Raw genomic sequence first — 25154 nt, forward strand, 5'->3', positions numbered from 1 at the left:
TCAGGGCCGCTGCGCCGGCTAATCCTCGTCACGCGCCGCTTGCAAAGAGTGATGCGAAATACGCAAAAGAGAGTATCCACTATTCTGGACAGTGACGCGAATTGGTCATACTCTTAATCAATCGATTGATTAATTTTTATCGTGCGATGACGACGACTCCTGTGACAACCAAAGGCGAACAAGCCAAAAGCCAGCTCATTGCCGCAGCCATCGCCCAGTTCGGCGAATACGGCCTGCACGCCACCACCCGCGATATTGCCGCGCAGGCCGGGCAAAATATCGCGGCGATCCCCTACTATTTTGGTTCCAAGGACGATCTCTATCTCGCCTGCGCCCAGTGGATTGCCGATTTTATCAGCCATAATTTTCGTCCGCATGCCGAAGCGGCGGAAACGCTGCTGGCGACAGCTTCTCCGGATAAGGCGGCGATTCGGGTTCTGATTCTGCGCGCCTGTCAGAATATGATTTTGCTGCTGACCCAGGATGACACGGTCAATTTGAGCAAATTCATCTCCCGCGAGCAGCTTTCCCCTACCCCGGCCTACCAGCTCATCCACGGGCAGGTGATTGCGCCGCTCCATCGCTACCTGACCCGCTTAATCGGCGCCTTTACCGGCCTCGATGCCGATGACACGGCAATGATTCTGCACACCCACGCGCTGCTGGGAGAGATTCTGGCCTTCCGCCTTGGGCGGGAAACCATTTTGCTGCGCACCGGATGGACGCAGTTCGACGAAGAAAAAACTGAGCAAATTTATCAGGTTATCGCCTGCCATATTGATTTCGTTCTGCAAGGGTTATTGCAAAGGAGCCAGGGATCATGAAAAAACCCGTCATCATCGTTTTGTTCATACTGCTGCTGATTGCCGCATTCGGCGGCGGCTGGTGGTGGTATCAAAGCAGCCAGCAAAGGGAGCTGACTCTGTATGGCAACGTCGATATTCGTACCGTGAACATGAGCTTCCGCGTCGGCGGACGACTGGCATCGCTGAACGTTGATGAGGGCGATAAGATTCAGGCCGGGCAAATACTCGGCCAGCTGGATCGCGCCCCGTATGAGAACGCCTTACAGCAGGCTCAGGCGAATGTCTCCACTGCTCAGGCGCAGTATGATCTGATGATGGCTGGCTACCGGGCAGAAGAGATAGCCCAGGCCGCCGCCGCCGTCAAACAGGCGCAGGCCGCGTACGATTACGCGCAGAACTTTTACCAGCGCCAGCTGGGGCTGCGTCAGAACAGCGCCATCTCGGTGAACGATTTGGAAAACGCGCGCTCCTCCCGCGACCAGGCTCAGGCGACGCTAAAATCCGCGCAGGACAAGCTGCGCCAGTATCGCGCCGGCAACCGGCCGCAGGAAATCGCCCAGGCCAAAGCCAGCCTTGAACAGGCGCAGGCGGCCCTGGCGCAGGCTAAACTCGACCTGCACGATACCACGCTTATCGCCCCTTCCGACGGCACGCTGATGACCCGCGCCGTCGAACCGGGTAGCATGCTCAGCGCCGGCGGCACGGTCATGACGCTGTCGCTGACTCACCCGGTATGGGTCCGGGCCTACATTGATGAAAAAAATCTCGGCCAGGCGGTGCCCGGACGAGAAGTGCTGCTCTATACCGATAGTCGCCCGAATCAGCCCTGGCACGGCAAGATTGGCTTTGTGTCGCCAGTCGCCGAATTTACGCCGAAGACCGTTGAGACGCCAGATTTACGTACTGACCTCGTCTATCGCCTGCGTATTGTCGTCACCGATGCGGATGATTCGCTGCGCCAGGGGATGCCGGTGACCGTCACCTTCAGCAGCGGGAACGGACATGAGTGAGGACGTTATCACGCTCAGCGGGCTAACCCGCCGCTTCGCCGGCATGGATCGGCCCGCCGTTGCGCCGCTCAACTGCACTATCCGCGCCGGCTATGTTACTGGTCTGGTCGGCCCTGACGGCGCCGGGAAAACCACCTTGATGCGCATGCTCGCCGGGCTACTGAAGGCCGATGACGGCACCGCCAGGGTGATCGGTTTCGACCCGATTGCCGACGATAGCGCGCTGCACGCGGTGCTCGGCTATATGCCGCAAAAATTCGGCCTGTACGAAGACCTGACGGTCATGGAAAACCTCTCGCTGTATGCCGACCTGCGCAGCGTTACCGGCGAAACGCGCAGGAACACCTTCGCTCGCCTGCTGGAATTTACCTCCCTCGGCCCCTTTACCGATCGCCTGGCGGGGAAACTTTCCGGCGGGATGAAACAGAAACTGGGGCTCGCCTGCACCCTGGTGGGTGAGCCAAAAGTCCTGCTGCTTGATGAGCCAGGGGTCGGGGTTGATCCTATCTCCCGCCGTGAACTGTGGCAAATGGTGCACGAACTGGCCGGTGACGGGATGCTGATCCTCTGGAGCACCTCCTACCTTGATGAAGCAGAACAGTGCCGCGACGTCCTGCTGATGAATGAAGGCCAGCTGCTTTATCAGGGCGAGCCGAAAGCGTTGACCCAAACCATGGCCGGTCGCAGTTTCCTCGTCTCCAGCCGCGAGGAAAATAACCGTCGCCTCCTGCAACGAGCGCTCAAGCTGCCGCAGATCAGCGATGGCGTCATTCAGGGGAAATCGGTACGCCTGATCCTGAAAAAAGAGGCCACCGTTGAAGAGGTGCAGCGCAACGCTAGCATGCCGACGCTGGAGATTGCCGAAACCGCACCGCGCTTTGAAGATGCATTCATCGATCTGCTGGGCGGCGCCGCGACCGCGGAATCGCCGCTGGGCGAAATTATCCATCGCGTAGAGGGCACGGCCGATGAGACGGTGATTGAAGCGCAGAGCCTGACCAAAAAATTCGGCGACTTCGCCGCTACCGACCACGTAGATTTTCGCGTCAAACGTGGGGAGATTTTCGGCCTGCTTGGCCCCAACGGCGCCGGCAAATCCACGACCTTTAAAATGATGTGCGGCCTGCTGGTGCCGACCTCCGGTAAGGCGCTGGTTCTGGGAATGGACCTGAAAGTCAGTTCCGGGAAAGCGCGCCAGCATCTCGGCTACATGGCGCAGAAGTTTTCGCTGTACGGTAACCTGACCGTTGAGCAAAACCTGCGCTTCTTCTCGGGCGTTTATGGCCTGCGTGGTCGGATCCAGAACGAGAAAATCGCCCGGATGAGCGACGCTTTTGGTCTGAAAAGCATCGCCAGCCATGCGGCCGATGAGCTGCCGCTGGGGTATAAGCAGCGTCTGGCGCTGGCCTGCTCGCTGATGCATGAACCCGATATTCTGTTTCTCGATGAGCCGACGTCAGGCGTCGACCCCATTACCCGCCGCGAGTTCTGGCTGCATATTAATAGCATGGTGGATAAAGGGGTGACGGTGATGGTGACGACCCACTTTATGGATGAAGCCGAATATTGCGATCGTATTGGTCTGGTGTATCACGGCAAGCTGATCGCCAGCGGCACGCCGGATGCGCTAAAAGCGCTGGCGGCAAATGATCAACAGCCCGATCCCACGATGGAGCAGGCCTTTATCACCCTGATCCACGACTGGGATAAGGAGAATGCCGGTGAGCGCTAAAATCCTCTCATGGCGACGCGTGCGCGCCCTGTGCGTCAAAGAGACGCGGCAGATCGTCCGTGACCCCAGCAGCTGGCTGATTGCGGTGGTCATTCCGCTGCTGCTGCTGTTTATCTTCGGCTACGGGATCAATCTCGACTCCAGCAAGCTCAAAGTCGGCGTACTGCTGGAGCAACAAAGCGAAGAGGCGCTGGATTTCGTCCACGCCATGACCGGCTCACCCTATATTGACGCCACGGTCAGCGACAATCGCCAGCAGCTGATTGAGATGATGCAGGCCGGGCGCATTCGTGGGCTGGTGGTCATCCCGGTGGACTTCGATCAGAAGATGGCGCGCCCCGGCGATAATGCTCCCATCCAGCTGATTACCGACGGCAGCGAACCCAATACCGCCAACTTTGCCCAGGGCTACGTGGAGGGCATCTGGCAAATCTGGCAGCAGCAGCGCGCGGAAGATCGCGGGGAAACCTTCGAACCGCTGATTGATGTACAGATGCGCTACTGGTTTAACCCCGCGGCCATCAGCCAGCACTTTATTATTCCCGGCGCCATTACCATCATTATGACGGTGGTCGGCGCGATTCTGACCTCGCTGGTGGTGGCCCGCGAATGGGAGCGCGGGACCATGGAGGCGCTGCTGTCGACGGAAATCACCCGCGCGGAGCTGCTGCTGTGTAAGCTGATTCCCTACTATTTCCTCGGCATGCTGGCGATGCTGCTGTGCATGCTGGTGGCGGTGTTCATCCTCGGCGTGCCGTTTCGCGGTTCGCTGGTGATTCTGTTCTTGATAACCAGCCTGTTTTTGCTCAGCACCCTCGGGATGGGGCTGCTCATTTCGACCATCACCCGCAATCAGTTTAACGCCGCGCAGGTCGCTCTGAACGCCGCCTTTCTGCCCTCAATTATGCTCTCCGGGTTTATTTTCCAGATTGACAGTATGCCGGCGGTGATCCGTGCGGTGACCTACATCATCCCGGCGCGCTATTTCGTCAGCACGCTGCAAAGCCTGTTTCTCGCCGGTAATATTCCGCTGGTGCTGCTGGTGAACACGCTGTTTTTAATCGCCTCGGCGGTGATGTTTATCGGCCTGACCTGGCTGAAAACCAAACGGCGCCTGGATTAATTCCCCTGCGCGCTTTCCCCGGGTTGCGGCGTGAACGCCTTGCCCGGGCTACCTGGGCGCAGTTTCGGTAATGATGTTGGTCGGGTAAGCGCAGCGCCACCCGACATGAGGAAAGTACTATGTTTCATCGCTTATGGACCTTGATTCGTAAAGAGCTGCAATCGCTGCTGCGCGAACCGCAAACGCGCGCCATTTTGATTATGCCGGTTCTGATTCAGGTGCTGCTGTTTCCCTTCGCCGCAACGCTGGAAGTGACCAACGCCACCATCGCCATCTACAACGAAGACAACGGCCGTCACGCGGTCGAACTGACCCAGCGTTTCGCCCGGGCTAAGGCCTTCACCCATGTGATGCTCCTCAAGAGCCCGCAGGAGATCCGCCCGACGATTGATGAGCAAAAAGCGCTGTTGCTCATCCGCTTCCCGGCGGACTTCTCGCGCAATCTCGACACCAACCAGCCCGCACCGCTCCAGCTCTTACTGGACGGACGCAACTCGAACAGCGCGCAAATCGCCGCCAACTATCTCCAGCAGATCGTCAAAAACTATCAGCAGGAGCTGCTGGAAGGGAAAGCGAAGCCGAACAACAGCGAGCTGATCGTGCGCAACTGGTATAACCCGAATCTCGATTACAAATGGTTTGTGGTCCCGTCGCTGATCGCGATGATCACCACCATCGGGGTGATGATCGTCACGTCTCTCTCGGTGGCCCGCGAGCGTGAGCAAGGCACGCTCGATCAGCTACTGGTTTCGCCGCTGGCCACCTGGCAAATTTTCGTCGGCAAAGCGGTCCCGGCGCTGATTGTCGCCACGCTGCAGGCGAGCATCGTGCTGGCTATCGGCATCTGGGCGTATCAAATCCCCTTCGCCGGTTCGCTGCTGCTGTTTTACTTTACGATGGTCATTTACGGTTTGTCGCTGGTGGGATTCGGTCTGCTGATTTCGTCTTTGTGCTCAACCCAGCAGCAGGCCTTCATCGGCGTTTTCGTCTTTATGATGCCGGCGATCCTGCTCTCCGGCTACGTCTCGCCGGTTGAGAATATGCCGCAGTGGTTGCAGGACGTGACATGGATAAACCCGATTCGTCACTTTACTGACATCACCAAGCAGATTTATTTGAAGGATGCGAGTCTGGAGATTGTTTGGGGAAGTTTGTGGCCGCTACTGGTCATAGCGGCCACGACGGGTTCAGCGGCGTATGCGATGTTCCGCAGAAAGATCGCCTAATCGCCGCTATCGTTCAAATCTGCTGCCGGCGGATTTGAACGGCCCCGTTCGCACAGCTATCTGTGCTTCTGGGGATTGGCAGCGTTACCGCCTTGCTGCAGCCCGAACGCTCGGTGCTTATCTTTCGCCAGCAAGGAGACCACGGCCGGGCCTGCCAGAATCGCCACCCCGGCGACAGCCAGCAGCAGATTATTGTGCAGCACGCGCGACAGCAGCCACAGCACGATAACCGCTACGCCAAAGTACCAGGTGGTGGTGAGTTCCTCAAGGAAGTCACCGACATCGCGCCAGCGTGCTTCGTGGTGACGCTGTAAAAACAGCATCGACAGTAACGTGACGCCGTACAGTACGCACAGCCCTAATCCGACGCGAACCAGCGCGCCACTCATCCAACCCATCACCAGTACTGCCACGACCAGTAGATGCAACATAATCTGCCAGCAACTGAGGCCAGTTGCGACGCGTACACGTTGTTGCCACTTCATGGCTTCTCTCCTGAAGGATCTTTATCTGTAACTCAGAGTACCGCACTTTACGGAAAATTCCGGAACACCGCATCTTTTTGTGACACCTACTACACTATTTCATTCAGGAAAGTGACATTGACCGGGGAAATATGGCTGAGCAAACGTGCAGATTTTCGTTAAACGTGCTGACAATTAACATCCATAAAGGCTTTACGACGTTTAATCGACGCTTCATGTTGCCGGCACTGCGCGACGCCATCCGCAGCGTCAGCGCCGACATCGTCTGTCTGCAGGAGGTTACCGGGGCGCATGAGATTCATTCGCTGCAGATCGAAAACTGGCCGGACCGCAGCCATTATGAGTTTCTTGCCGATACCCTATGGAGCGAATACGCCTACGGACGCAACGCGGTCTACCCCGAAGGCCATCACGGTAATGCCGTGCTATCCCGCTTTCCTATTGAATATAATGAAAATATCGATATCTCCGTTGGCAACAGCGAAAAGCGCGGTCTGCTCTACTGCCGAATCGTTCCGCCGCAAAGCGCGGCGCTACACCTGATTTGTGTGCACCTCGGCCTGAGTGCGCGGCAACGATCGGCCCAGCTGGCAATGCTCGCCAGGCGGGTCAACGACCTGCCCGCCCGGCAGCCGGTGGTGGTGGCCGGCGATTTTAACGACTGGCGCCAGCAGGCTAACCGGGTGCTAAAGTCGCAGGCCGGGCTGGAGGAGATTTTTACCCGCGCCCATGGCCGCCCGGCGAGAACCTTCCCGGCGCGTCTTCCGCTCCTGCGCCTTGACCGGATCTACGTGAAAAATGCCCATGCCAGCCACCCGACGGCGTTGCCACTTCGGCCCTGGCGTCACCTCTCTGATCATGCCCCGCTGAGCGTGGAGATTCATCTATGAAATGCAGCTGGCAGGAAGGAAACCGCATCCAGCTCCTGGAGAACGGCGATAACTACTATCCGGCACTGTTTGCCGCCATCGCCCGCGCGCAGCGAAAAGTGATCCTCGAAACGTTTATCTGGTTTGAAGATGACGTGGGCTGGCAGCTGCACGCCGTGCTGTTAAAAGCCGCACGCCGCGGGATACGGGTCGAAGTACTGCTCGACGGCTACGGTTCTCCCGACCTGAGTGAGCGCTTCGTCAATGAGCTGAGTGCCGCCGGCGTGATTTTTCGCTACTACGATCCGCGCCCGCGCCTGTTCGGCATGCGCACCAATCTGTTCCGCCGCATGCACCGCAAAATCGTGGTGATCGATGAGACGACGGCCTTCGTCGGGGGCATCAATTACTCCGCCGAGCACATGACCGACTACGGCCCGGAGGCAAAACAGGATTATGCCGTTCAGGTGGAGGGACCGGTGGTGCAGGATATCCTGCAATTTGAGCTGGAAAATCTCCCGGCCAGCGAAGAGACGCGCCGCTGGTGGCTCCGGCGTCGACACCAGCCGGCGATCAACCGCAGCCCCGGAGAAGCGCAGGCGCTGTTTGTCTGGCGGGATAATCAAGAACATCGCGATGATATTGAACGCCATTATCTCAAGATGCTGGCTAACGCCCGCCGGGAAGTGATCATTGCCAACGCCTACTTTTTCCCCGGCTACCGGCTGCTGCATGCGATGCGTAACGCCGCCCGCCGCGGCGTGCGGGTTAAGCTGATCGTGCAGGGCGAGCCGGATATCCCAATCGTTAAAGTCGGCGCCCGCCTGCTGTATCGCTATCTGGTCAACGGGGGCGTACAGATATTTGAGTATCGCCGCCGGCCGCTGCACGGCAAAGTTGCCCTCGCCGACGACCATTGGGCCACCGTCGGCTCGAGCAATCTCGACCCGCTGAGCCTCTCATTAAATCTGGAAGCTAACCTGATTATCCACGATCGTCAGTTTAACCAGACCTTGCGCGATAACCTCAACGGACTGATCGCCGAGGACTGCATGCAAGTGGACAAGTCGATGTTGCCAAAGCGCAGCTGGTGGAATGTGGGTACCAGCGTGCTGGCCTTCCACTTTCTGCGCCACTTCCCGGCGTGGATAGGCTGGCTGCCTGCCCACACGCCGCATCTGGCGCGGGTCCGACCGCCTGTGCAGCCAGAAATTGAAACCCAGGATCGGCTGGATGCGACCAATCAGGAGGTAAAACCCTGATGGCAAAATCACCCCCTCGCAGGCGGATGGCGAAAAAGATCTTTACCGTCATTTTCTTCCTCGCTGTGACGGCCCTGCTGGTGGTTTATGCGCAAAAAGTAGACTGGCCGGCGGTCTGGAAGGTGATTCGTCACTACGATCGCACCGCTCTGCTCGGCGCGGTGGGGCTGACGATAGCGAGCTACCTGATTTATGGCTGCTACGATCTGCTGGGGCGCGCCTGGTGCGGACATAAACTGGCTAAACGGCAGGTGATGCTGGTGTCGTTTATCTGCTACGCCTTTAATCTGACCCTCAGTACCTGGGTCGGCGGTATCGGTATGCGCTACCGCCTCTATTCGCGTCTCGGTTTGAGCGGCGGGACCATTACGCGCATTTTCTCCTTGAGCATCACCACCAACTGGCTGGGCTTTATTCTGCTGGGCGGCGTGATTTTCAGTGCCAATCTGGTGGCGTTACCGGCGCACTGGTATATCAGCCAGAACACGCTGCGGCTCATCGGGGGCGGACTGCTGGCGATGTCCGCAGTTTATCTGTGGGCCTGCGCCTTCGCCCGTCGGCGCCATCTGACGATTAAAGGCCAACGGCTGGTGCTGCCGTCATGGCGGTTCGCTCTGCTGCAGATGGCGCTTTCGGTGGCAAACTGGATGGTGATGGGCGCGATTATCTGGCTGCTGATGGCGCAGCAGGTCGATTATTTCCTCGTACTGGGCGTGCTGCTGGTCAGCAGTATTGCCGGCGTCATTGTGCATATTCCTGCCGGGATCGGCGTGCTGGAAGCCGTTTTTATCGCCATGCTTTCCGCCGAGTCGATTAGCCGCGGGGCGATTATTGCCGCCCTGCTGGCCTGGCGCGCGCTGTATTACTTTTTGCCGCTGCTTATCGCTACCGTCGGCTATCTGCTGCTGGAGAGTCGGGCGAAAACATTACGCGAAAAGAATCAGCGTAAGCTGGCGGACGGATAAGAGAGAGGGCCGGGATAATCCGCGCTCCCCGGGCCAGGCGCGGCCCGGGGAGCAAAGGCGTTAACGGCGGTTGCCGAAAATACGCAGCAGCATCAGGAACAGGTTGATAAAGTCCAGATACAGCGTCAGCGCGCCGAGAATGGAGTACTTACGCAGCGTGGAGGTGTCTCGCGTATCGATCTGCTCGCCGATGTTTTTCAGTTTCTGCGTGTCATAAGCGGTCAGGCCGACAAACACGATCACCCCGATATAGGTAATCGCCCACATCAGCGCTTCACTCTTCAGCCAGAAGTTGACCAACGAAGCCAGGACAATACCAATTAAGGCCATAAACAGCATGTTGCCGAAACCGCTGAGATCGCGCTTCGTGGTATAGCCATAGAGGCTCATTATCCCAAACATCCCGCCGCTGACCACAAAGGTGCTGGCAATCGACGAATAGGTATAGACAAGGAAGATACTGGATAGCGTCAGTCCGGTCAGCGCCGAATAGAGCATAAACAGCGTGGTCGCCATCCCTGCGCTCAGGCGCTGCACCATCCCGGAAAGCACGAATACCAGCGCCAGCTGGGCGATAATCAAACCAAAAAAGGTTATTTTGCTGGAAAAGACAAACATCATGACCGCCGGCGTATTGGCGGCAAACCACGCAATGAATGCCGTCAACAGCAGCCCGACCGTCATCCAGCCGTAAACCTGGGCCATATAGGTTTGCAGGCCGCTGCGCGCCTGAATAATGGAATCTGAACGAGGGAATCTGTCCATGACTGTCTCCTGATTAACACGTTTTCTCTTAGTAAGCGTACCACACTACCAGCGCTCTGCCGCCTGGCGATCGCTATCGCGTGCATCCACCCAGCGTTCGCCTTCCGGTGTCGCTTCCCGCTTCCAGAACGGCGCACGGGTTTTCAGGTAATCCATAATGAACTCTCCGGCGGCAAAAGCGCTGCTGCGGTGCGCGCTGGTCACGCCAACGAACACAATCTCTTCGCCTGGCCACATTTCGCCGATGCGGTGAATCACCGTCACCCGGCCGAGCGGCCAACGTTCGCGCGCCAGCTCAACGATTTCCGCCAGCGATTTTTCCGTCATTCCCGGGTAGTGTTCGAGAGTCAGCGCCTTAACGCTGTCCCCGAGATTGTGATTACGTACTTTTCCGGTAAAAGTGACCACCGCGCCGTCTTCATCGCGTTCGGCCAGCCACGGATATTCGTCGCCGACGCAAAAACGATCGTGGCTGACGATAATGCGAGTCTGCGTCATTTAACCTCCCGTAACCGGCGGAAAGAACGCCACTTCGTCGCCGGCCACCAGCGGATGGTCAAAGGGGGCCAGCGTCTGGTTTACCGCCGCCAGCAGTTTGCCCTCTTCCAGCGCCAGCGCCCAACGTTCGCTGCGGCCGGAAAGCTGACGCCGTACGGTTTCGACCGTCGACAGCGCATCGACCTCAAGGGTCAGGGATTCAGTGCCAACCAGTTCACGCACCTGGGCAAAAAACAGAACCTTAATCATGAGTCTCGTCCGCCTTGAAATCCCCGGATTTGCCGCCGCTTTTCGCCAGCAGACGCACCGGGCCAATCACCATATCTTTTTGCACCGCTTTGCACATATCGTAAATCGTCAGCGCCGCCACGGAAGCAGCGGTCAGCGCTTCCATCTCCACGCCGGTTTTGCCGGTCAGACGGCACAGCGATTCGATGCGTACCCGTTTGTGTTCCGGCTGGGCCTGCAAATTGACCTCGACTTTACTCAGCATCAGCGGGTGACACAGCGGGATCAGCTCCCAGGTGCGTTTTGCCGCCTGGATACCGGCAATGCGGGCGGTGGCGAAGACATCGCCTTTATGGTGGCTGCCGTCGATGATCATCGCCAGCGTCTCCGGCCGCATTTCAACATAGGCTTCAGCCCGGGCTTCGCGTACCGTCTCGGCCTTGGCAGAAACATCGACCATGTGCGCCTCGCCGGCGGCGTTAATATGGGTGAGTTGTGACATCGCTTATTTCTTAAGATGAGAGATAAAGTTACATGGGCGCGTACGGGCATCCAGCTGCGGAGCAATGATATTTTCCCACGCGGTGCGACAGGCTTTGGTTGAGCCCGGCATGGCAAAAATCAGCGTGCGATTCGCCATGCCGGCAATGGCCCGGGACTGCAGCGTCGAGGTGCCGATTTCTTCAAAGGAAAGCATGCGGAAAACTTCGCCAAACCCTTCGACTTCACGGTCAAACAGCGGCCGCAGCGCCTCCGGCGCCTGATCCCCGTCGGTAAACCCGGTTCCACCGGTGATCAGCACCACCTGCACATCATCGCTGGCTATCCACGCCGAGACCCGGGCGCGGATGTCATAGCGGTTCTCTTTAACAATCGCCTTATCAACAATACGGTGGCCCGCTTCCTGCGCCGCATCACGCAGCCAGTGGCCTGAGGTATCATCCTCTTCGCCACGCCGGCTGGAGACGGTGAGAATAGCAATACGGGTCGGGTTAAACTCAGCGCTGGCCTGACTCATCTGTTCGCTCCTTTAGAATCAATTATCCGCCAATATACGACAGGTTTTGCGTAATACCGGTGTTGCCCTGATGCAGGAAATGGGTTTGTTTTTTATGGGTTAATGCTTCGGAGATGCGCGCTTCCAGCGCCGCCTGCTGCTGGTCCTCGACAAGCAGGTCGCGCAGATCCACGCCGCCGTCGCCGAACAGACACAGATGCAGTTTGCCCACGGAGGAGACGCGGAGACGGTTGCAGCTGGCGCAGAAATCTTTCTCGTACGGCATGATTAAGCCAATTTCCCCGGCGTAATCCGGGTGACAAAAGACCTGGGCCGGGCCGTCGCTGCGCTGGCTGATCTGGTGGATCCAGCCGCGACGCAGTAGCTCGTCGCGCAGCACCATGCCGGAAATATGGTGACGCCGGAACAGGTCGCTGCCCTCGCCGGTTTCCATCAGCTCGATGAAACGCAGCTGAATGCGTCGGGGTTGGATCCACGCGAGGAAGGTGTCGAGCTGATGATGGTTCACATCGCGCATCAGCACGGTATTGACCTTCACCTTCTCAAAACCGGCGGCAAAGGCGGCATCAATGCCGTCCATGACCTGGTGAAATTTATCCTGCCCGGTAATGGCGTGAAACTGGCGCGCGTCGAGGCTGTCAACGCTGACGTTAATCGCCGTCAGTCCGGCATCACGCCACTGGCTGACGTCGCGGGCCAGACGATAGCCATTGGTGGTGACCGCTATCTGGCGAATCGCGCTGTTTTCACGTACGGCGGCGATGATATCGGCAAAGTCGCGGCGTAAAGAGGGTTCGCCGCCGGTCAGCCGCACCTTCTCGGTGCCGAGGGCAGAGAAAGCGCGCGTGACGCGGCGTACTTCATCAACGCTGAGAAAGCCTTTGTTGGTGACCGCGCCGGGTTTGTAACCATCCGGCAGGCAATAGGTGCAACGAAAGTTACACACATCGGTAATTGACAGGCGCAAGTAATAAAACTTACGCGCAAATGCATCGGTAAGCTGTGAAGCCATATACACCTTTCCAAGTACGGGAGACGCGGTCATTTCTTCCCACGCCCTGGTGACAAGCGAGGCTGTCACGGCCAAAGCACCATATCTTGCGACACAGGCACAGAGGCTAGAGTGTTAATTGGTTTATGCCGATAGTAGCGCGGAAACGACAGTTTCGCCATTCTCACTTTCGTTATATAATTATGTATATATCGACACAATCGTGCATTTTCGGTACAGAATAGCCAAAAACCAGGCTTTTGCATTGATATCGGTCATTTTGTCAGGATCCGGGCATCGTCTTTTAGGGGTAGATCGGTTACTGTGAGCCCGTTTAATTGAGATAAGGAATGTGTATGCGCACTCGTACGTTCGCCGATCTGGATCGCGTAGTGGCACTTGGCGGAGGACACGGTCTGGGCCGGGTGATGTCGTCACTCTCATCGCTCGGCTCACGTCTTACCGGGATCGTCACGACTACCGATAACGGCGGCTCGACGGGGCGAATTCGCCGTTCCGAAGGCGGCATCGCCTGGGGCGATATGCGCAACTGCCTTAACCAGCTGATCGCCGAACCCAGCATTGCTTCGGCGATGTTTGAGTACCGTTTCTCCGGTAATGGCGAACTTTCCGGGCATAACCTCGGAAATCTGATGTTAAAGGCTCTGGATCACCTGAGCGTACGGCCTTTAGAGGCGATCAATTTAATCAGAAATCTGCTAAAAGTGGACGCATTCCTGATTCCGATGTCGGAACAACCGGTGGATCTGATGGCCATTGACCACGAAGGCCATGAAGTCTACGGCGAAGTCAATATCGACCAGTTGCCCTGCGTCCCGAAGGAGCTGATGCTCTCCCCACCGGTGCCGGCGACCCGCGAAGCGGTAGAGGCTATCGCAGAAGCCGATTTAATCCTGATTGGCCCCGGAAGTTTCTATACCAGCCTGCTGCCGATTCTGCTGCTCGATGAGATGGCGCAGGCGCTGCGCCGAACGCCGGCGACCATGGTCTTTATCGACAATCTCGGCAAAGAACACAGCCCGGCCGCGAATCTGACGCTGGCGGACAGGGTCGGGATTATGGAGCACTATGTTGGCAAGCGAGTGATCGATGCCATCGTTGTTGGGCCGAAAACCGATACTACCGGTCTGGAAAACCGGGCGATTGTGCAAACGCCGCTGGATGCCGCAGATGTTCCCTATCGCCACGACCGGGTGCTGTTACGTAACGCGCTGGAAAAAGCGATCCAGGCTTTAGGTTAGCTCTCGAGAGACGAGAAGGCGCGGGTAACGACGCGCCAGACCTTTATATTAAAATATTAAGGTTGTCTTAAAATAAAGGTGGCACCATGGCAACTATCTTAGTCCCAGGATTGTTGCTATGTCGTTATTCACTTTACGTCGGCCGGTCATGAGCCGTACGGTTTATCTGATAATTTTTGCCCTCTATGTCGGGCTGCTGCTCAATCTCGCGTTCTATCGTCAGGTGTTCACCCTGCTGCCGGTAAACAGCCTGCACAACTGGCTGGTATTCCTCAGCATGCCGGTGGTTGCCTTCAGCGTGATGAATATTCTCACCACGCTCGCCTCGTTCCTCAAGCTCGACCGCCTCGTTATTAGCCTGTTTATTCTGCTGAGCGCCTCGGCCCAGTATTTTATCTGGAGCTTCGGCGTCGTCATCGACCGCGCCATGATTACCAACATTCTGGATACCACGCCGGCGGAAAGCTTCGCCCTGATGTCCGGTAAGATGGTGCTGACGCTGGGACTGTCCGGTGTTCTGATGGTCGCCTTCGCCTGGTGGATAAAAATCAGTAAAGCCAAAACGGTGTGGCGCAGCATCGCGGTACGTCTGCTGAATATCCTCGTATCGGCCCTGCTGATCGTTCTGGTCGCTGCGCTGTTTTATAAAGATTACGCCTCGGTCTTTCGCAACAATAAAGAGCTGGTGAAATCCCTGAGCCCCTCCAACAGCATCGTCGCCATCAACTCATGGTATGCGCACAACAAGATGGACAACCTGCCGCTGGTAAAAATTGGCGAAGATGCCGTGCAAAAACCCGAAATGCACAGCGGTCCGCGCAAAAACCTGACCATTCTGGTGCTGGGAGAGACATCGCGCGCGCAGAATTTCTCGCTGGGCGGCTACGAACGCGAGACCAATCCGCGACTCAAACAAGATGATGTCATCTACTTTGCGAACACCACCTCGTGCGGCACGGCCACCGCGGTGTCGGTACCCTGCATGTTCTCCAACATGCCGCGTGCGCATTACGATGAAGAACTGGCCCACCATCAGGAAGGCGTTCTCGATATCCTGCAACGCGCCGGCATTCGGGTGTTGTGGAACGACAACGACGGGGGCTGTAAGGGCGCCTGCGATCGCGTCCCGCATCAGAACGTGACCGACCTGAACCTGACCGGTCAGTGCATCGAGGGGGAATGTTACGATGAAGTGCTGTTCCATAATCTGGAGAGCTACATCGACAATCTGCAACAGGACGGAATTATCGTGCTGCACACCATCGGCAGCCACGGTCCGACGTATTATAATCGCTACCCTGCTGAATTCAGAAAATTCACCCCAACCTGCGATACCAACGAAATCCAGAGCTGCAGCCAGCAGCAGTTGACCAACACCTACGATAATACAATTCTGTATATCGACTATGTAGTTGATAAGGCGATAAAATTACTGCAGTCAAAGCAGGATAAATTCACCACCAGCCTGGTTTACCTCTCCGATCACGGCGAGTCGCTGGGCGAAGATGGCGTCTATTTACACGGGCTGCCGTGGTCAATCGCCCCGGAAACGCAAAAGCACGTACCGATGCTGCTGTGGTTGTCCCAGGATTACCAGCAGCGCTATGGCGTTTCCAGCCAGTGTCTGCAACAAAGAGCTAAAACAGACCCTTATTCTCAGGATAATCTGTTTTCTACCTTGCTCGGGCTTCTTGGGGTTGATACCCACGAATACCAGGCAACCGATGATATTTTAACGCCGTGCAGAAGCGAGACCGCCAGATGAAAATCTTAGTCATTGAAGACGACGCACTCCTGTTACAAGGCCTGATCCTGGCAATGCAAAGCGAGGGATATGTCTGTGATGGCGTCGCCACTGCTCACGAGGCCGCCCTGTCCCTCGCCAGCAACCATTACAGCCTGATCGTACTCGACCTCGGCCTGCCGGATGAAGATGGTCTGCACTTCCTGACGCGCATGCGCCGGGAAAAATTCAGCCAGCCGGTTCTGATCCTGACCGCCCGCGATACCGTTGAAGATCGCATCAGCGGTCTCGACACCGGCGCGGATGATTATCTGGTGAAACCTTTCGCGCTGGAAGAGCTGAACGCCCGCATCCGCGCGCTGCTCCGCCGCCATAATAACCAGGGCGACAACGAAATGGCCGTGGGCAACCTGCGGCTGAACATAACCCGTCGCCTGGTATGGCTGGGCGGCGATGCGCTGGACCTGACGCCGAAAGAGTACGCCTTGCTCTCTCGCCTGATGATGAAAGCAGGCAGCCCGGTACACCGTGAAATTCTCTACAACGATATCTACAGCTGGGACAATGAACCCGCCACCAATACGCTGGAGGTTCATATCCATAACCTGCGCGAAAAAGTGGGCAAAGCCCGCATTCGTACCGTCAGGGGGTTTGGCTATATGCTGGTGAATAATTCAGGAACGGAATAACGCCATGGCACTGTTCGCAAGTGAAACCTGGACCATGCGTCACCGCCTGCTGCTGACGATCGGCTCCATTCTGGTGGTCTGTCAGCTGATCAGCGTTTTCTGGTTATGGCATGAAAGCAAAGAGCAGATTCAGCTGCTGGTGGCGAGCGCCATCGAAGGACATAACAACCAAAAGCACGTTGAACACGAAGTGCGCGAGGCGGTCGCCAGTCTGTTAATACCCAGCCTGCTGATCGTCGGCCTGGCGCTGTATATCAGTCTGGTGGCGGTGAGAAAAATCACCCGACCGCTGTCGAATCTGCAAACTGAGCTGGAGAGCCGCACGCCGGATAACCTGCAGCCGATTACGCTGACGGAATCCGTTCCGGAAGTGACGGCGGTGACGACAGCGATTAATCAGCTGGTTTCTCGCCTTAACTTAACCCTCGATCGCGAACGTCTGTTCACCGCTGACGTCGCGCACGAGCTGCGTACCCCGCTGGCGGGACTGCGCCTGCATCTGGAGCTGATGGCGAAAGTGCACCATGTGGAGGTGGGTCAGCTGATCCAGCGTCTGGATCAGATGACCAACAGCATCTCACAGCTGCTGCAGCTGGCGCGCGTCGGGCAGTCATTTTCCGCCGGGAGCTACCAGCGCGTGCTGCTGCAAGAGGATGTGGTCGAACCGATTCGCGGTGAACTGGAGAGCATGCTGGAACAGCGCCAGCAGACGCTGGAGCTCGCCCTCCCCGACGGAGATGATGCCAAAGATGTTGTCGTCTCCGGCGATGCCACGCTGCTGCGCGTTGTGCTGCGTAATCTGGTGGAGAATGCGCATCGCTATAGCCCGGCAGGGTCAAAGATAAAAATCGCCATACAGGCCGGTACAACGCCGGTTATGGCCGTGGAAGATGAAGGTCCGGGGATTGATGAAGCGAAAAGCGGCGAACTGAGCAAAGCGTTTGTCCGTATGGACAGCCGCTACGGAGGAATCGGTCTGGGATTAAGCATTGTGACGCGCATCGTTCAGCTGCACGATGCCCAGTTCTTCTTACATAACCGCCAGCCTGGCCCCGGCGTTCGCGGCTGGATTCTGTTTCCTAAGCCTTCGCGTTAGAAAGTCAGCACCCACTGATGGACAAAAGCGACAACCACAACAACAGCGCAGGTAACGGCCAGAGACTCACGGAAGGTTAATTTTTGCATGACACTATCCTCATCAGAATGAAGATAGTGTCGCCTGGCAAGATTAAGCAGACATTAAGCCAAGCGGAAAACGCCGCGGAATAACAAAAAATCGGCGTCCCGTCACACTGCCTGGCTCCACGCGCGGCGCATCGCCTCCTGCGGGATCAGGACGCCGCAATAAACAGCTCGCGCAGCTGATGCAGCTGGTCACGAATTTGCGCGGCTTCTTCAAACTCCAGATTCTGCGCATGCTGCATCATCTGCCCTTCCAGCTCGTGAATTCTCTGCTGCAGCGCTTTTGGCGTCAGCACTACCTCAGGCGTATCCGCCTCAACCGGCGAACGTGATTTTCCGCGGCCCTTGGTTTTCGTCTTCGCCAGATTGCTGCCCAGCTGCAGAATGTCGACCACTTTTTTATTCAGCCCCTGCGGGGTGATGCCGTGCTCTTCGTTATAGCGCCGCTGCTTCTCACGGCGACGCTCGGTCTCGCTGATGGCTTTCGCCATCGAAGCCGTAATTTTATCGCCATACAGAATCGCTTTACCGTTGATATTACGCGCGGCGCGGCCGATGGTCTGAATCAGCGAGCGTTCGGAACGCAGGAAGCCCTCTTTATCGGCATCCAGAATTGCCACCAGCGACACTTCCGGCATATCCAGCCCTTCACGCAGCAGGTTGATACCGACCAGAACATCGAACTCGCCCAGCCGCAGGTCGCGGATGATCTCCATACGCTCTACGGTATCGATATCGGAGTGCAGGTAGCGCACGCGTTCGCCGTGCTCTTCCAGATACTCGGTTAAATCTTCCGCCATGCGTTTGGTCAGGGTGGTGACCAGCACCCGCTCGTTGATGGCGACGCGGATGCGAATTTCCGACAGCAGGTCATCGACCTGAGTCGCCACCGGACGCACTTCGATCAGCGGGTCAAGCAGCCCGGTCGGACGTACCACCTGATCGACCACCTCATCGCCGGATTTATCCAGCTCATAAGGACCCGGCGTCGCTGAGACGTAAATGGTCTGCGGCGCCAGCGCCTCAAACTCTTCGAACTTCAGCGGGCGGTTATCCAGCGCCGACGGCAGACGGAAGCCGTACTCCACCAGCGTCTCTTTACGCGCCCGGTCGCCGCGGTACATGCCGCCGATTTGCGGAATGGTGACGTGGGATTCGTCGATCACCAGCAGTCCATCCGCCGGCAGGTAGTCAAACAGCGTCGGCGGCGGCTCGCCCGGCCCGCGCCCGGAAAGATAGCGCGAGTAGTTTTCGATACCGGAGCAGTAGCCGAGCTCGTTCATCATTTCGAGGTCGAACTGAGTACGCTGGCTCAGACGCTGCTCTTCCAGCAGCTTGTTGTTCTCCAGCAGCACCTTCCGCCTGTCGGCGAGCTCGACTTTAATCTCTTCCATCGCCTGCACGATGCGCTCGCGTGGCGTCACGTAGTGCGTTTTCGGGTAGATGGTATAGCGCGGAATCGTCGATTCAACCTGACCGGTAAGCGGATCGAACAGCGACAGCCGCTCAACCTCTTCATCGAACAGCTCGATACGCAGCGCAATATCGTCGGATTCCGCCGGGAAGACGTCGATCACTTCACCGCGCACGCGGAAGGTGCCGCGCTGGAAGGCCTGATCGTTACGGGTATACTGCAGCTCCGCCAGGCGGCGCAAAATCGCCCGCTGGTCGATCAGCATGCCGGTGGTCAGGTGCAGCATCATCTTCAGGTAGAGATCCGGGTCGCCCAGACCGTAGATAGCCGATACTGAAGCCACCACCACCACATCGCGCCGCTCAAGCAGCGCTTTGGTCGCCGACAGACGCATCTGCTCGATATGCTCGTTCACCGACGCATCCTTCTCGATGAAGGTGTCTGAGCTCGGCACGTAGGCTTCAGGCTGATAGTAATCGTAGTAGGAGACGAAATATTCCACCGCATTGTCCGGGAAGAACTCTTTCATTTCGCCGTACAGCTGCGCCGCCAGGGTCTTATTCGGCGCCAGCACCATCGTCGGACGCTGGAGATCGGCGATAACGTTAGCAATGGTGAACGTCTTACCCGACCCGGTCACCCCCAGCAGCGTTTGGTGCGCCAGACCATCTTCCAGCCCCTCTTCCAGGCGTCGGATAGCTTCCGGCTGGTCGCCAGAAGGACGGAATGCGGAATGCAGCGTGAACGTTTTACTCATATGTCTGGCCCTGAAGAAGGATGAAGCGCCTGGTGATATGCGGCAGGTGTTTAATTCTACCCTTCACGCTCATTTTTGCCAATAAATAATACTGGATATAAAAACAGTGTTCGATTATCGTTTGTTCCTGAAATCGTCGGCATGCGCGTCGTTTTGGGGTAAAAAAAGACCATCCTGCAGAATAATCCGCCAGACAGTAGGGTTATCCCCAAAAAAATTTATCATTTAACATTTGTCAAGCAAGGTGGTGAATCTTTTATGGCATCAGGTGACACTTTCCTTACAGCCATTGCTTTTATTCAACTAATTGATATTTAATGATATTAAACAAAAGATGGGTTTCGCGCCAATTCAGCCGCAGGCCGCGTAATCTCTAGCTTACCGCAAGTTCTCTAACTCTAATACACAAGGTTATCCACAGGAATAGTGGATAAGTGTCTGCAGGCCATGGCTTCTGCCACCCCGCAGAAATCGACCGGCGGTGAAAATCGACCGCCTAAAAAAAATTATCGAATTATTTTTGATATTTATCAGCTAAGGGTGCCTGCCTTTTTGTTGCTTTCTGCACCATTTTTCATACCCGTTAGCACCGGGAGAGTGCAACCGCCTCGCTGGCCCGCCTTCACCCCGCCCCGCCGCAGCTGCCCATACGGGAAAAAACCGAAACTTCTTTTTCCTGGCAAGAGATTTGCAGAATCTTCATGTCGCCCGCTATCCCCAAACAGGAGAAAACGTCTATGTTGAGCCTACGCGCAGTCAATCAGTACTACGGAAATCAGCACACGCTATGGAATGTCGACCTTGAACTTCAGCCGGGGGAGTGCACCTGTGTGATGGGACTCCAGGGGATGGGGAAAACCACGCTGGTGAACTGCATTACCGGGCATCTTCCGGTCGCCAGCGGCAGTATGACCTGGCATGACGTCGGTTCGCCGCCCTGCGATATCACGCCGCTATCCGCCCATTCCCGTTCGATTATTGGCATCGGCTATGTCCCGCAGGACAGGCGGATCTTTTCTCAACTGAGCGTCGAGGAGAATCTGCATATTGCGCTGGCCGCCGGAGGGAACCCGGGCGTCGCCGTCAAGGGGGAGATTTACGATTTTTTTCCGGATCTCTACGGACGACGTCAGCATAAAGCCGCCATGTTGTCTGAAGATGACCAGTACCAGCTGGCGCTGGCGAGAGCGCTGGTTGTCCGGCCGCGTCTGCTGATTCTTGATGAGCCTTCGCGCGGCAGCGGACAGCACTTCGTGCATAAGCTGGGTGACCTGCTGGTGCGCCTGAACCGCGACATCGGCTTAACGGTGCTGCTTGCCGAACAGCACCTGCCGTTTATTCGCCGGGTAGCGGACCGTTTTTGCCTGCTGCATCGCGGGCGTAACGTGGCGCAAGGCCGCGTTATCCAGCTGGATGAACCGCTGCTGGCACAGTGGATGACGCCCGATCCAGCGCGCTGAGATCCAGATACTGGCCGAGATCCTCACGCCGCGACGCGTCCGCCAGCCATGGGATCTCACCCAGCAACGGAGCCGCAAGTCGATCGTTGAGGGTCACCAGATATTCTGCATGGCGTTTACCCGGCGGCTGGATGTCGTTTGCAATCCAGCCCACCAGCGGCAGCCCGGCCTGACGTACCGCCTGGGCCGTCAGCAGCGCGTGGTTGATGCAGCCGAGTTTAATGCCGACCACCAGAATGACCGGCAGCTGTTCGTCGCGAACCCAGTCGGCAAAACTCAGCGTCGCGGAGAGCGGCGTAAACCAGCCCCCCGCCCCCTCCACCAGCACCCATTCCGCCAGCGTCTCCAGTTCACGAAGCCCGGCAGAAAGCGCATCGCCCGTAATCGGCCGCCCCTCCTCCGCGCTCACGATATGCGGTGAGGTCGGTTCGGCGAAGGTAAAGGGGTTAACCTGCGCATAGCTCAGCGCCACCCCGCTATTACGCTGGAGTGCCAGCGCATCATCGTTACGCAGCCCGAGCGCCGTCAACTCACTTCCGGAAGCGACCGGTTTATAGCCCGCGCACTTCAGGCCTGACAGCCTTGCCGCCTGCAACAGGGCGCAGCTGGCGACCGTCTTACCGACTTCAGTGTCGGTTCCTGTGACGAAAAAACGTTTAGTCACGTGCAATGACTCCTGTAAAAAGATGGTACGTCAGCGGGCACTGGCCCTGCTGTTTTGGCCAGGCCAGCTGCAGCTGACGCAGCTTTCCCCGGCTCAACGGCACCGCGCTGCGCCCCTGATGCAAGTGTGTTGCCCCAATCCCTTTGAGCGAACGCATCGCGCTCAGGGCATCGGCAAAGGGCAGGCTGACGGCGTGAACCTCGCCAACGGCTCGCCGCCCGGCCAGCGCCTCGCGCACCGCCTGTTCGCTGAGAAAACGGTTGGCATGGGGATGTCTGTCGATGGCGCACCAGGCCTGATTCAGCTCGGGAAGCGAATCGGCCAGCAAGGTGCTGAACGCCACCCGACCGCCGGGGCGCACCACCCGGCACAGCTCGTCGAGCGCGCCGGCCAGACTCTCGCACCACTGCACCGCCAGATTGCTCCACGCCAGATCGACGCAGGCATCGGCCAGCGGCAGCGACTCAATATCCCCAGCAAGATAACGATGCGCGCACTCGTCGCGCTGGGCCTGCGCCAGCATCTCAACCGAGAGATCGAGCGCCGTCACATGACTGCCGGCCTCACGCCAGTAGCGACTCATGCTGCCAGGTCCGCAGCCGGCGTCGAGCACCGCTGAAAAGGCGCGGCCATGGAGCTGACGCAGCAGCAGTTCGGCGCTGTACCGCTGCAGCGCATCGTGTTGCGAATAGTGGCTGGCCGCCCGGCCAAAGGCCGCAGCCACCGCCCGTTTATTCACCGCCGCCATGCAGCACCTCCAGCAGACGGGTAATATCAGTCGACTCATGGGCTGCGGTCAGCGTCAGGCGCAGCCGCGCGCTGCCTGCCGGCACCGTCGGCGGACGAATGGCCGTTGCCCAGCAGCCCTGCTCACGCAGGCGCGCCGCCAGCTGCAACGCCCGCGTATTGTCGCCAACGATCAGCGGCTGAATCGCGCTGGTCGAGGCGCTCAGTTCCCCCGGAAAACCAGCCATGCCGGCGCGAAATTGCGCCACGCGGCTGGCCAGTTTTTCCCGCCGCTGCTGGCCGTCGTCGCTGCGGATCACCGCCAGTGCGGCGCTCAGCGCTACCGCCTGGGCCGGCGGCATGGCGGTGCTGTAAATCAGATGGCGGGCAAACTGCAGCAGATAGTCCGCCAGCGCCTCGTCGCACAGGACTGCCGCGCCGCTGACGCCAAAGGCTTTACCAAAGGTCACCACCAGCAGCTCAGGACGGACATGCTGCGCGTAGCAGCTGCCGCGCCCCTCTTCGCCCACCACGCCAATGCCGTGCGCATCGTCCACCAGCAGCCAGCCGCCGGCAGCCCGGGTGGTTCGGGAGATGGCGCCGAGCGGGGCGCTGTCGCCATCCATGCTGAAGACCCCTTCCGTCACCACCAGTTGCTGACCCACCAGCGGTTTGCCCAGCAGGGCGTCCAACTGCTGCACATCATTGTGCGCAAAGCGTCTGAGCTGCGCCGGACTCAGGCTGGCCGCCTCGAGCAGCGAAGCGTGGCTCAGGCGATCCGCGACGATGCGATCGTCCCCGGCGAGCAGCGCGGCAATCAGCGCCTGGTTGGCAGCGAACCCGGAAATAAACAGCAGCGCGCGCGGATACCCTAACCAGTCCGCCAGGCTCTCTTCCAGTTCACGATGCGCCTCGCTGTAACCGCTGACGTGGCCGGAGCCGCCGGAGCCCACGCCATAACGCGCCGCCCCCTGCTGCCAGGCGGCGATAATCTGCGGGTGCTGGCTCAGCCCGAGATAATCATTGCTGGAGAAATTCAGCCAGCGCCGATCTTCACGGATAAGCCAACGCCCGGCCCCCTGCGCCACCGGCTGACGGCGGCGGAATGCATCCGCCTCCCGCCGCTCGTTCAGCGCCTGGTCGATGCGTTGCGACCAGCTCATAGCGCCGCCGCGTTGTAATATTCCTCGGTATCCGGGTTGAGCAGCGCCTGTTCCAGACGCTGCTGCTGTTCGTTATCCCCTTCCAGCACCGCCGTCTGCTGCGGGTTAAGGCCCAGCTTGCGGAACAGCTGCAGGTCTTTGTCCTCTTCCGGGTTCGGCGTGGTAAGCAGCTTGCAGCCGTAGAAAATCGAGTTCGCCCCGGCCATAAAGCACATCGCCTGGGTCTGTTCGTTCATCTGCTCGCGGCCGGCGGAAAGACGCACGTACGAGGTCGGCATCATGATGCGCGCCACGGCAATGGTGCGGATAAAATCGAAAGCATCGACATCGTCGTTATCGGCCAGCGGCGTGCCTTTCACTTTGACCAGCATGTTGATAGGCACGCTCTCCGGCGGCGTCGGCAGGTTAGCCAGCTGTAGCAGCAGGCCGGCGCGATCTTTCTCGGTTTCGCCTAAGCCGACTATCCCGCCGGAACAGACCTTAATCCCGGCGTCACGCACTTTGTCGAGGGTATCCAGCCGCTCCTGGTAGGTGCGGGTGGTGATGATATTGCCGTAGAATTCCGGCGAGGTATCCAGGTTATGGTTGTAGTAGTCCAGCCCGGCTCCCGCGAGACGCTGCGCCTGGCTGTCGGTCAAGGTACCGAGCGTCATGCAGGATTCGAGCCCCAACGCTTTGACGCCTTTGACCATTTGCTCCAGATACGGCATATCGCGATCGTTGGGGTTCTTCCAGGCGGCCCCCATGCAGAAGCGCGTTGATCCGGCATTTTTTGCCTGCCGCGCGGACTCCAGCACCTGTTCCACTTCCATCAGGCGCTCCGATTCCAGACCGGTTTTATAGCGCGCGCTTTGCGGGCAGTATTTACAGTCTTCCGGGCAGGCGCCGGTTTTAATCGACAGCAGCGTGCTGACCTGGACCTGGCGCGGATCAAAGTGCTGGCGGTGGGTCTGCTGCGCTTCAAACAGCAGATCTAACAATGGTTTATTAAACAACTCAGTAACTTGCGACATTGTCCAGCGTGCGTGGTGAGCCATTGGCCTCTCCAAAGGGTTTTGTTAATTGTCGGTTCGGTTTATACTCGTAAACCTAAATGTTTTCAAAATGGTTTACAA

25 protein-coding genes and 1 riboswitch are annotated in these 25154 nt (G+C 58.0%); of the genes, 13 read left to right on the plus strand and 12 right to left on the minus strand.

The features are described from left to right. Positions 1-146: 146 nt before the first annotated feature. From cecR to BV390_RS03280, 5 genes are all read left to right on the plus strand, one after another. Positions 147-824 carry a transcriptional regulator CecR gene (gene cecR, locus BV390_RS03260; RefSeq protein WP_032688725.1) on the plus strand — a complete coding sequence of 226 codons (678 nt, stop codon included), beginning with the start codon at positions 147-149 and terminating at the stop codon, positions 822-824. Beyond that, positions 821-1816 (plus strand): secretion protein HlyD, encoded by a 996-nt coding sequence (gene hlyD / locus BV390_RS03265; protein WP_032688726.1) that lies wholly within the window; start codon positions 821-823, stop codon positions 1814-1816. Before cecR ends, hlyD begins: the two co-directional genes overlap by 4 nt. Next, a complete protein-coding gene (locus BV390_RS03270) occupies positions 1809-3548 on the plus strand; it encodes an ATP-binding cassette domain-containing protein (RefSeq protein ID WP_085396559.1) in 1740 nt (579 codons plus the stop codon). Before hlyD ends, BV390_RS03270 begins: the two co-directional genes overlap by 8 nt. Then, the gene (locus tag BV390_RS03275; protein ID WP_162180120.1) at positions 3538-4671 is read left to right on the plus strand and encodes an ABC transporter permease; all 1134 of its coding nucleotides are present in this window, start codon (positions 3538-3540) and stop codon (positions 4669-4671) included. Before BV390_RS03270 ends, BV390_RS03275 begins: the two co-directional genes overlap by 11 nt. A 119-nt stretch (positions 4672-4790) precedes the next feature. After that, positions 4791-5897, plus strand: coding sequence for an ABC transporter permease (locus tag BV390_RS03280; protein WP_004859781.1), 1107 nt, complete (start codon positions 4791-4793; stop codon positions 5895-5897). 56 nt (positions 5898-5953) lie between these two features. Here BV390_RS03280 and BV390_RS03285 read toward each other — a convergent pair whose 3' ends face one another. After that, positions 5954-6382, minus strand: coding sequence for a YbhQ family protein (locus BV390_RS03285; protein ID WP_032688730.1), 429 nt, complete (start codon positions 6380-6382; stop codon positions 5954-5956). A 131-nt stretch (positions 6383-6513) separates the two neighbouring features. On the opposite strand from BV390_RS03285, the gene BV390_RS03290 reads away from it, so the two are divergent. Genes BV390_RS03290 through BV390_RS03300 form a run of 3 tightly spaced genes read left to right on the plus strand, consistent with a single transcriptional unit; the run spans position 6514 to position 9478 of the window. Further along, the gene (locus BV390_RS03290; protein ID WP_032688731.1) at positions 6514-7272 is read left to right on the plus strand and encodes an endonuclease/exonuclease/phosphatase family protein; all 759 of its coding nucleotides are present in this window, start codon (positions 6514-6516) and stop codon (positions 7270-7272) included. Beyond that, the gene (gene clsB / locus BV390_RS03295; protein ID WP_032688732.1) at positions 7269-8513 is read left to right on the plus strand and encodes a cardiolipin synthase ClsB; all 1245 of its coding nucleotides are present in this window, start codon (positions 7269-7271) and stop codon (positions 8511-8513) included. The genes BV390_RS03290 and clsB overlap by 4 nt, the downstream gene beginning before the upstream one ends. Beyond that, the gene (locus BV390_RS03300; protein WP_085396560.1) at positions 8513-9478 is read left to right on the plus strand and encodes a lysylphosphatidylglycerol synthase domain-containing protein; all 966 of its coding nucleotides are present in this window, start codon (positions 8513-8515) and stop codon (positions 9476-9478) included. Before clsB ends, BV390_RS03300 begins: the two co-directional genes overlap by 1 nt. A 60-nt stretch (positions 9479-9538) precedes the next feature. Here the strand turns inward: BV390_RS03300 and BV390_RS03305 are convergent, their stop codons facing one another. From BV390_RS03305 to moaA, 6 genes are all read right to left on the minus strand, one after another. Then, entirely contained in the window at positions 9539-10243 is a 705-nt protein-coding gene (locus BV390_RS03305) for a Bax inhibitor-1/YccA family protein (protein ID WP_004859776.1), read from the minus strand. Positions 10244-10288: 45 nt separating this feature from the next. Beyond that, a complete protein-coding gene (moaE, locus tag BV390_RS03310) occupies positions 10289-10741 on the minus strand; it encodes a molybdopterin synthase catalytic subunit MoaE (protein WP_004859775.1) in 453 nt (150 codons plus the stop codon). Then, positions 10742-10990: a molybdopterin synthase sulfur carrier subunit gene (moaD, locus tag BV390_RS03315; RefSeq protein ID WP_032700537.1), complete on the minus strand. Its 249-nt coding sequence runs from the start codon at positions 10988-10990 to the stop codon at positions 10742-10744. Continuing rightward, positions 10983-11471, minus strand: a complete 489-nt coding sequence (moaC, locus tag BV390_RS03320) for a cyclic pyranopterin monophosphate synthase MoaC (RefSeq protein WP_085396561.1) — start codon at positions 11469-11471, stop codon at positions 10983-10985. The genes moaD and moaC overlap by 8 nt, the downstream gene beginning before the upstream one ends. Positions 11472-11474: 3 nt before the next feature. After that, positions 11475-11987 carry a molybdenum cofactor biosynthesis protein B gene (gene moaB / locus BV390_RS03325; protein ID WP_004859772.1) on the minus strand — a complete coding sequence of 171 codons (513 nt, stop codon included), beginning with the start codon at positions 11985-11987 and terminating at the stop codon, positions 11475-11477. 22 nt (positions 11988-12009) lie between these two features. Further along, positions 12010-12999: a GTP 3',8-cyclase MoaA gene (gene moaA / locus BV390_RS03330; RefSeq protein ID WP_049267844.1), complete on the minus strand. Its 990-nt coding sequence runs from the start codon at positions 12997-12999 to the stop codon at positions 12010-12012. Next, positions 12987-13125, minus strand: a riboswitch (molybdenum cofactor riboswitch). (Overlaps the previous gene by 13 nt.) Before the next feature lie 209 nt (positions 13126-13334). Here moaA and yvcK point away from each other — a divergent pair. The 4 genes from yvcK (at position 13335) to pmrB (ending at position 17769) form a co-directional block, all read left to right on the plus strand. Then, positions 13335-14240 carry a uridine diphosphate-N-acetylglucosamine-binding protein YvcK gene (gene yvcK, locus BV390_RS03340; RefSeq protein WP_032688739.1) on the plus strand — a complete coding sequence of 302 codons (906 nt, stop codon included), beginning with the start codon at positions 13335-13337 and terminating at the stop codon, positions 14238-14240. Between the two features lie 118 nt (positions 14241-14358). Further along, positions 14359-16005, plus strand: coding sequence for a phosphoethanolamine transferase EptA (eptA, locus tag BV390_RS03345; protein WP_064793555.1), 1647 nt, complete (start codon positions 14359-14361; stop codon positions 16003-16005). After that, entirely contained in the window at positions 16002-16673 is a 672-nt protein-coding gene (pmrA, locus tag BV390_RS03350; RefSeq protein ID WP_032688742.1) for a two-component system response regulator PmrA, read from the plus strand. The genes eptA and pmrA overlap by 4 nt, the downstream gene beginning before the upstream one ends. 4 nt (positions 16674-16677) lie before the next feature. Then, positions 16678-17769, plus strand: a complete 1092-nt coding sequence (gene pmrB, locus BV390_RS03355; RefSeq protein WP_032688744.1) for a two-component system sensor histidine kinase PmrB — start codon at positions 16678-16680, stop codon at positions 17767-17769. A 235-nt stretch (positions 17770-18004) separates the two neighbouring features. Here the strand turns inward: pmrB and uvrB are convergent, their stop codons facing one another. Next, positions 18005-20026 (minus strand): excinuclease ABC subunit UvrB, encoded by a 2022-nt coding sequence (gene uvrB / locus BV390_RS03360; RefSeq protein WP_085396562.1) that lies wholly within the window; start codon positions 20024-20026, stop codon positions 18005-18007. Between the two features lie 737 nt (positions 20027-20763). Between uvrB and BV390_RS03365 the strand changes: the two genes are divergently transcribed. After that, complete coding sequence (locus BV390_RS03365; protein ID WP_032688746.1) at positions 20764-21486, plus strand: ABC transporter ATP-binding protein; 723 nt, start codon at positions 20764-20766, stop codon at positions 21484-21486. Here BV390_RS03365 and bioD read toward each other — a convergent pair. The 4 genes from bioD to bioB are packed head-to-tail and all read right to left on the minus strand — an operon-like array spanning position 21428 to position 25076. Further along, positions 21428-22150, minus strand: coding sequence for a dethiobiotin synthase (gene bioD, locus BV390_RS03370; RefSeq protein ID WP_085396563.1), 723 nt, complete (start codon positions 22148-22150; stop codon positions 21428-21430). The two genes, BV390_RS03365 and bioD, sit on opposite strands and share 59 nt — an antisense overlap. Then, complete coding sequence (bioC, locus tag BV390_RS03375) at positions 22143-22898, minus strand: malonyl-ACP O-methyltransferase BioC (protein ID WP_032697704.1); 756 nt, start codon at positions 22896-22898, stop codon at positions 22143-22145. Before bioC ends, bioD begins: the two co-directional genes overlap by 8 nt. Next, on the minus strand, positions 22882-24039 hold the full coding sequence (gene bioF / locus BV390_RS03380; protein WP_032697705.1) for an 8-amino-7-oxononanoate synthase: 1158 nt from the start codon (positions 24037-24039) through the stop codon (positions 22882-22884). Before bioF ends, bioC begins: the two co-directional genes overlap by 17 nt. Continuing rightward, positions 24036-25076, minus strand: coding sequence for a biotin synthase BioB (gene bioB / locus BV390_RS03385; RefSeq protein WP_049267849.1), 1041 nt, complete (start codon positions 25074-25076; stop codon positions 24036-24038). Before bioB ends, bioF begins: the two co-directional genes overlap by 4 nt. Positions 25077-25154: the final 78 nt, after the last annotated feature.

The sequence above is a fragment of the Klebsiella sp. YJ genome, assembly GCF_002108615.1.
Classification (GTDB): Bacteria; Pseudomonadota; Gammaproteobacteria; order Enterobacterales; family Enterobacteriaceae; genus Klebsiella; species Klebsiella planticola.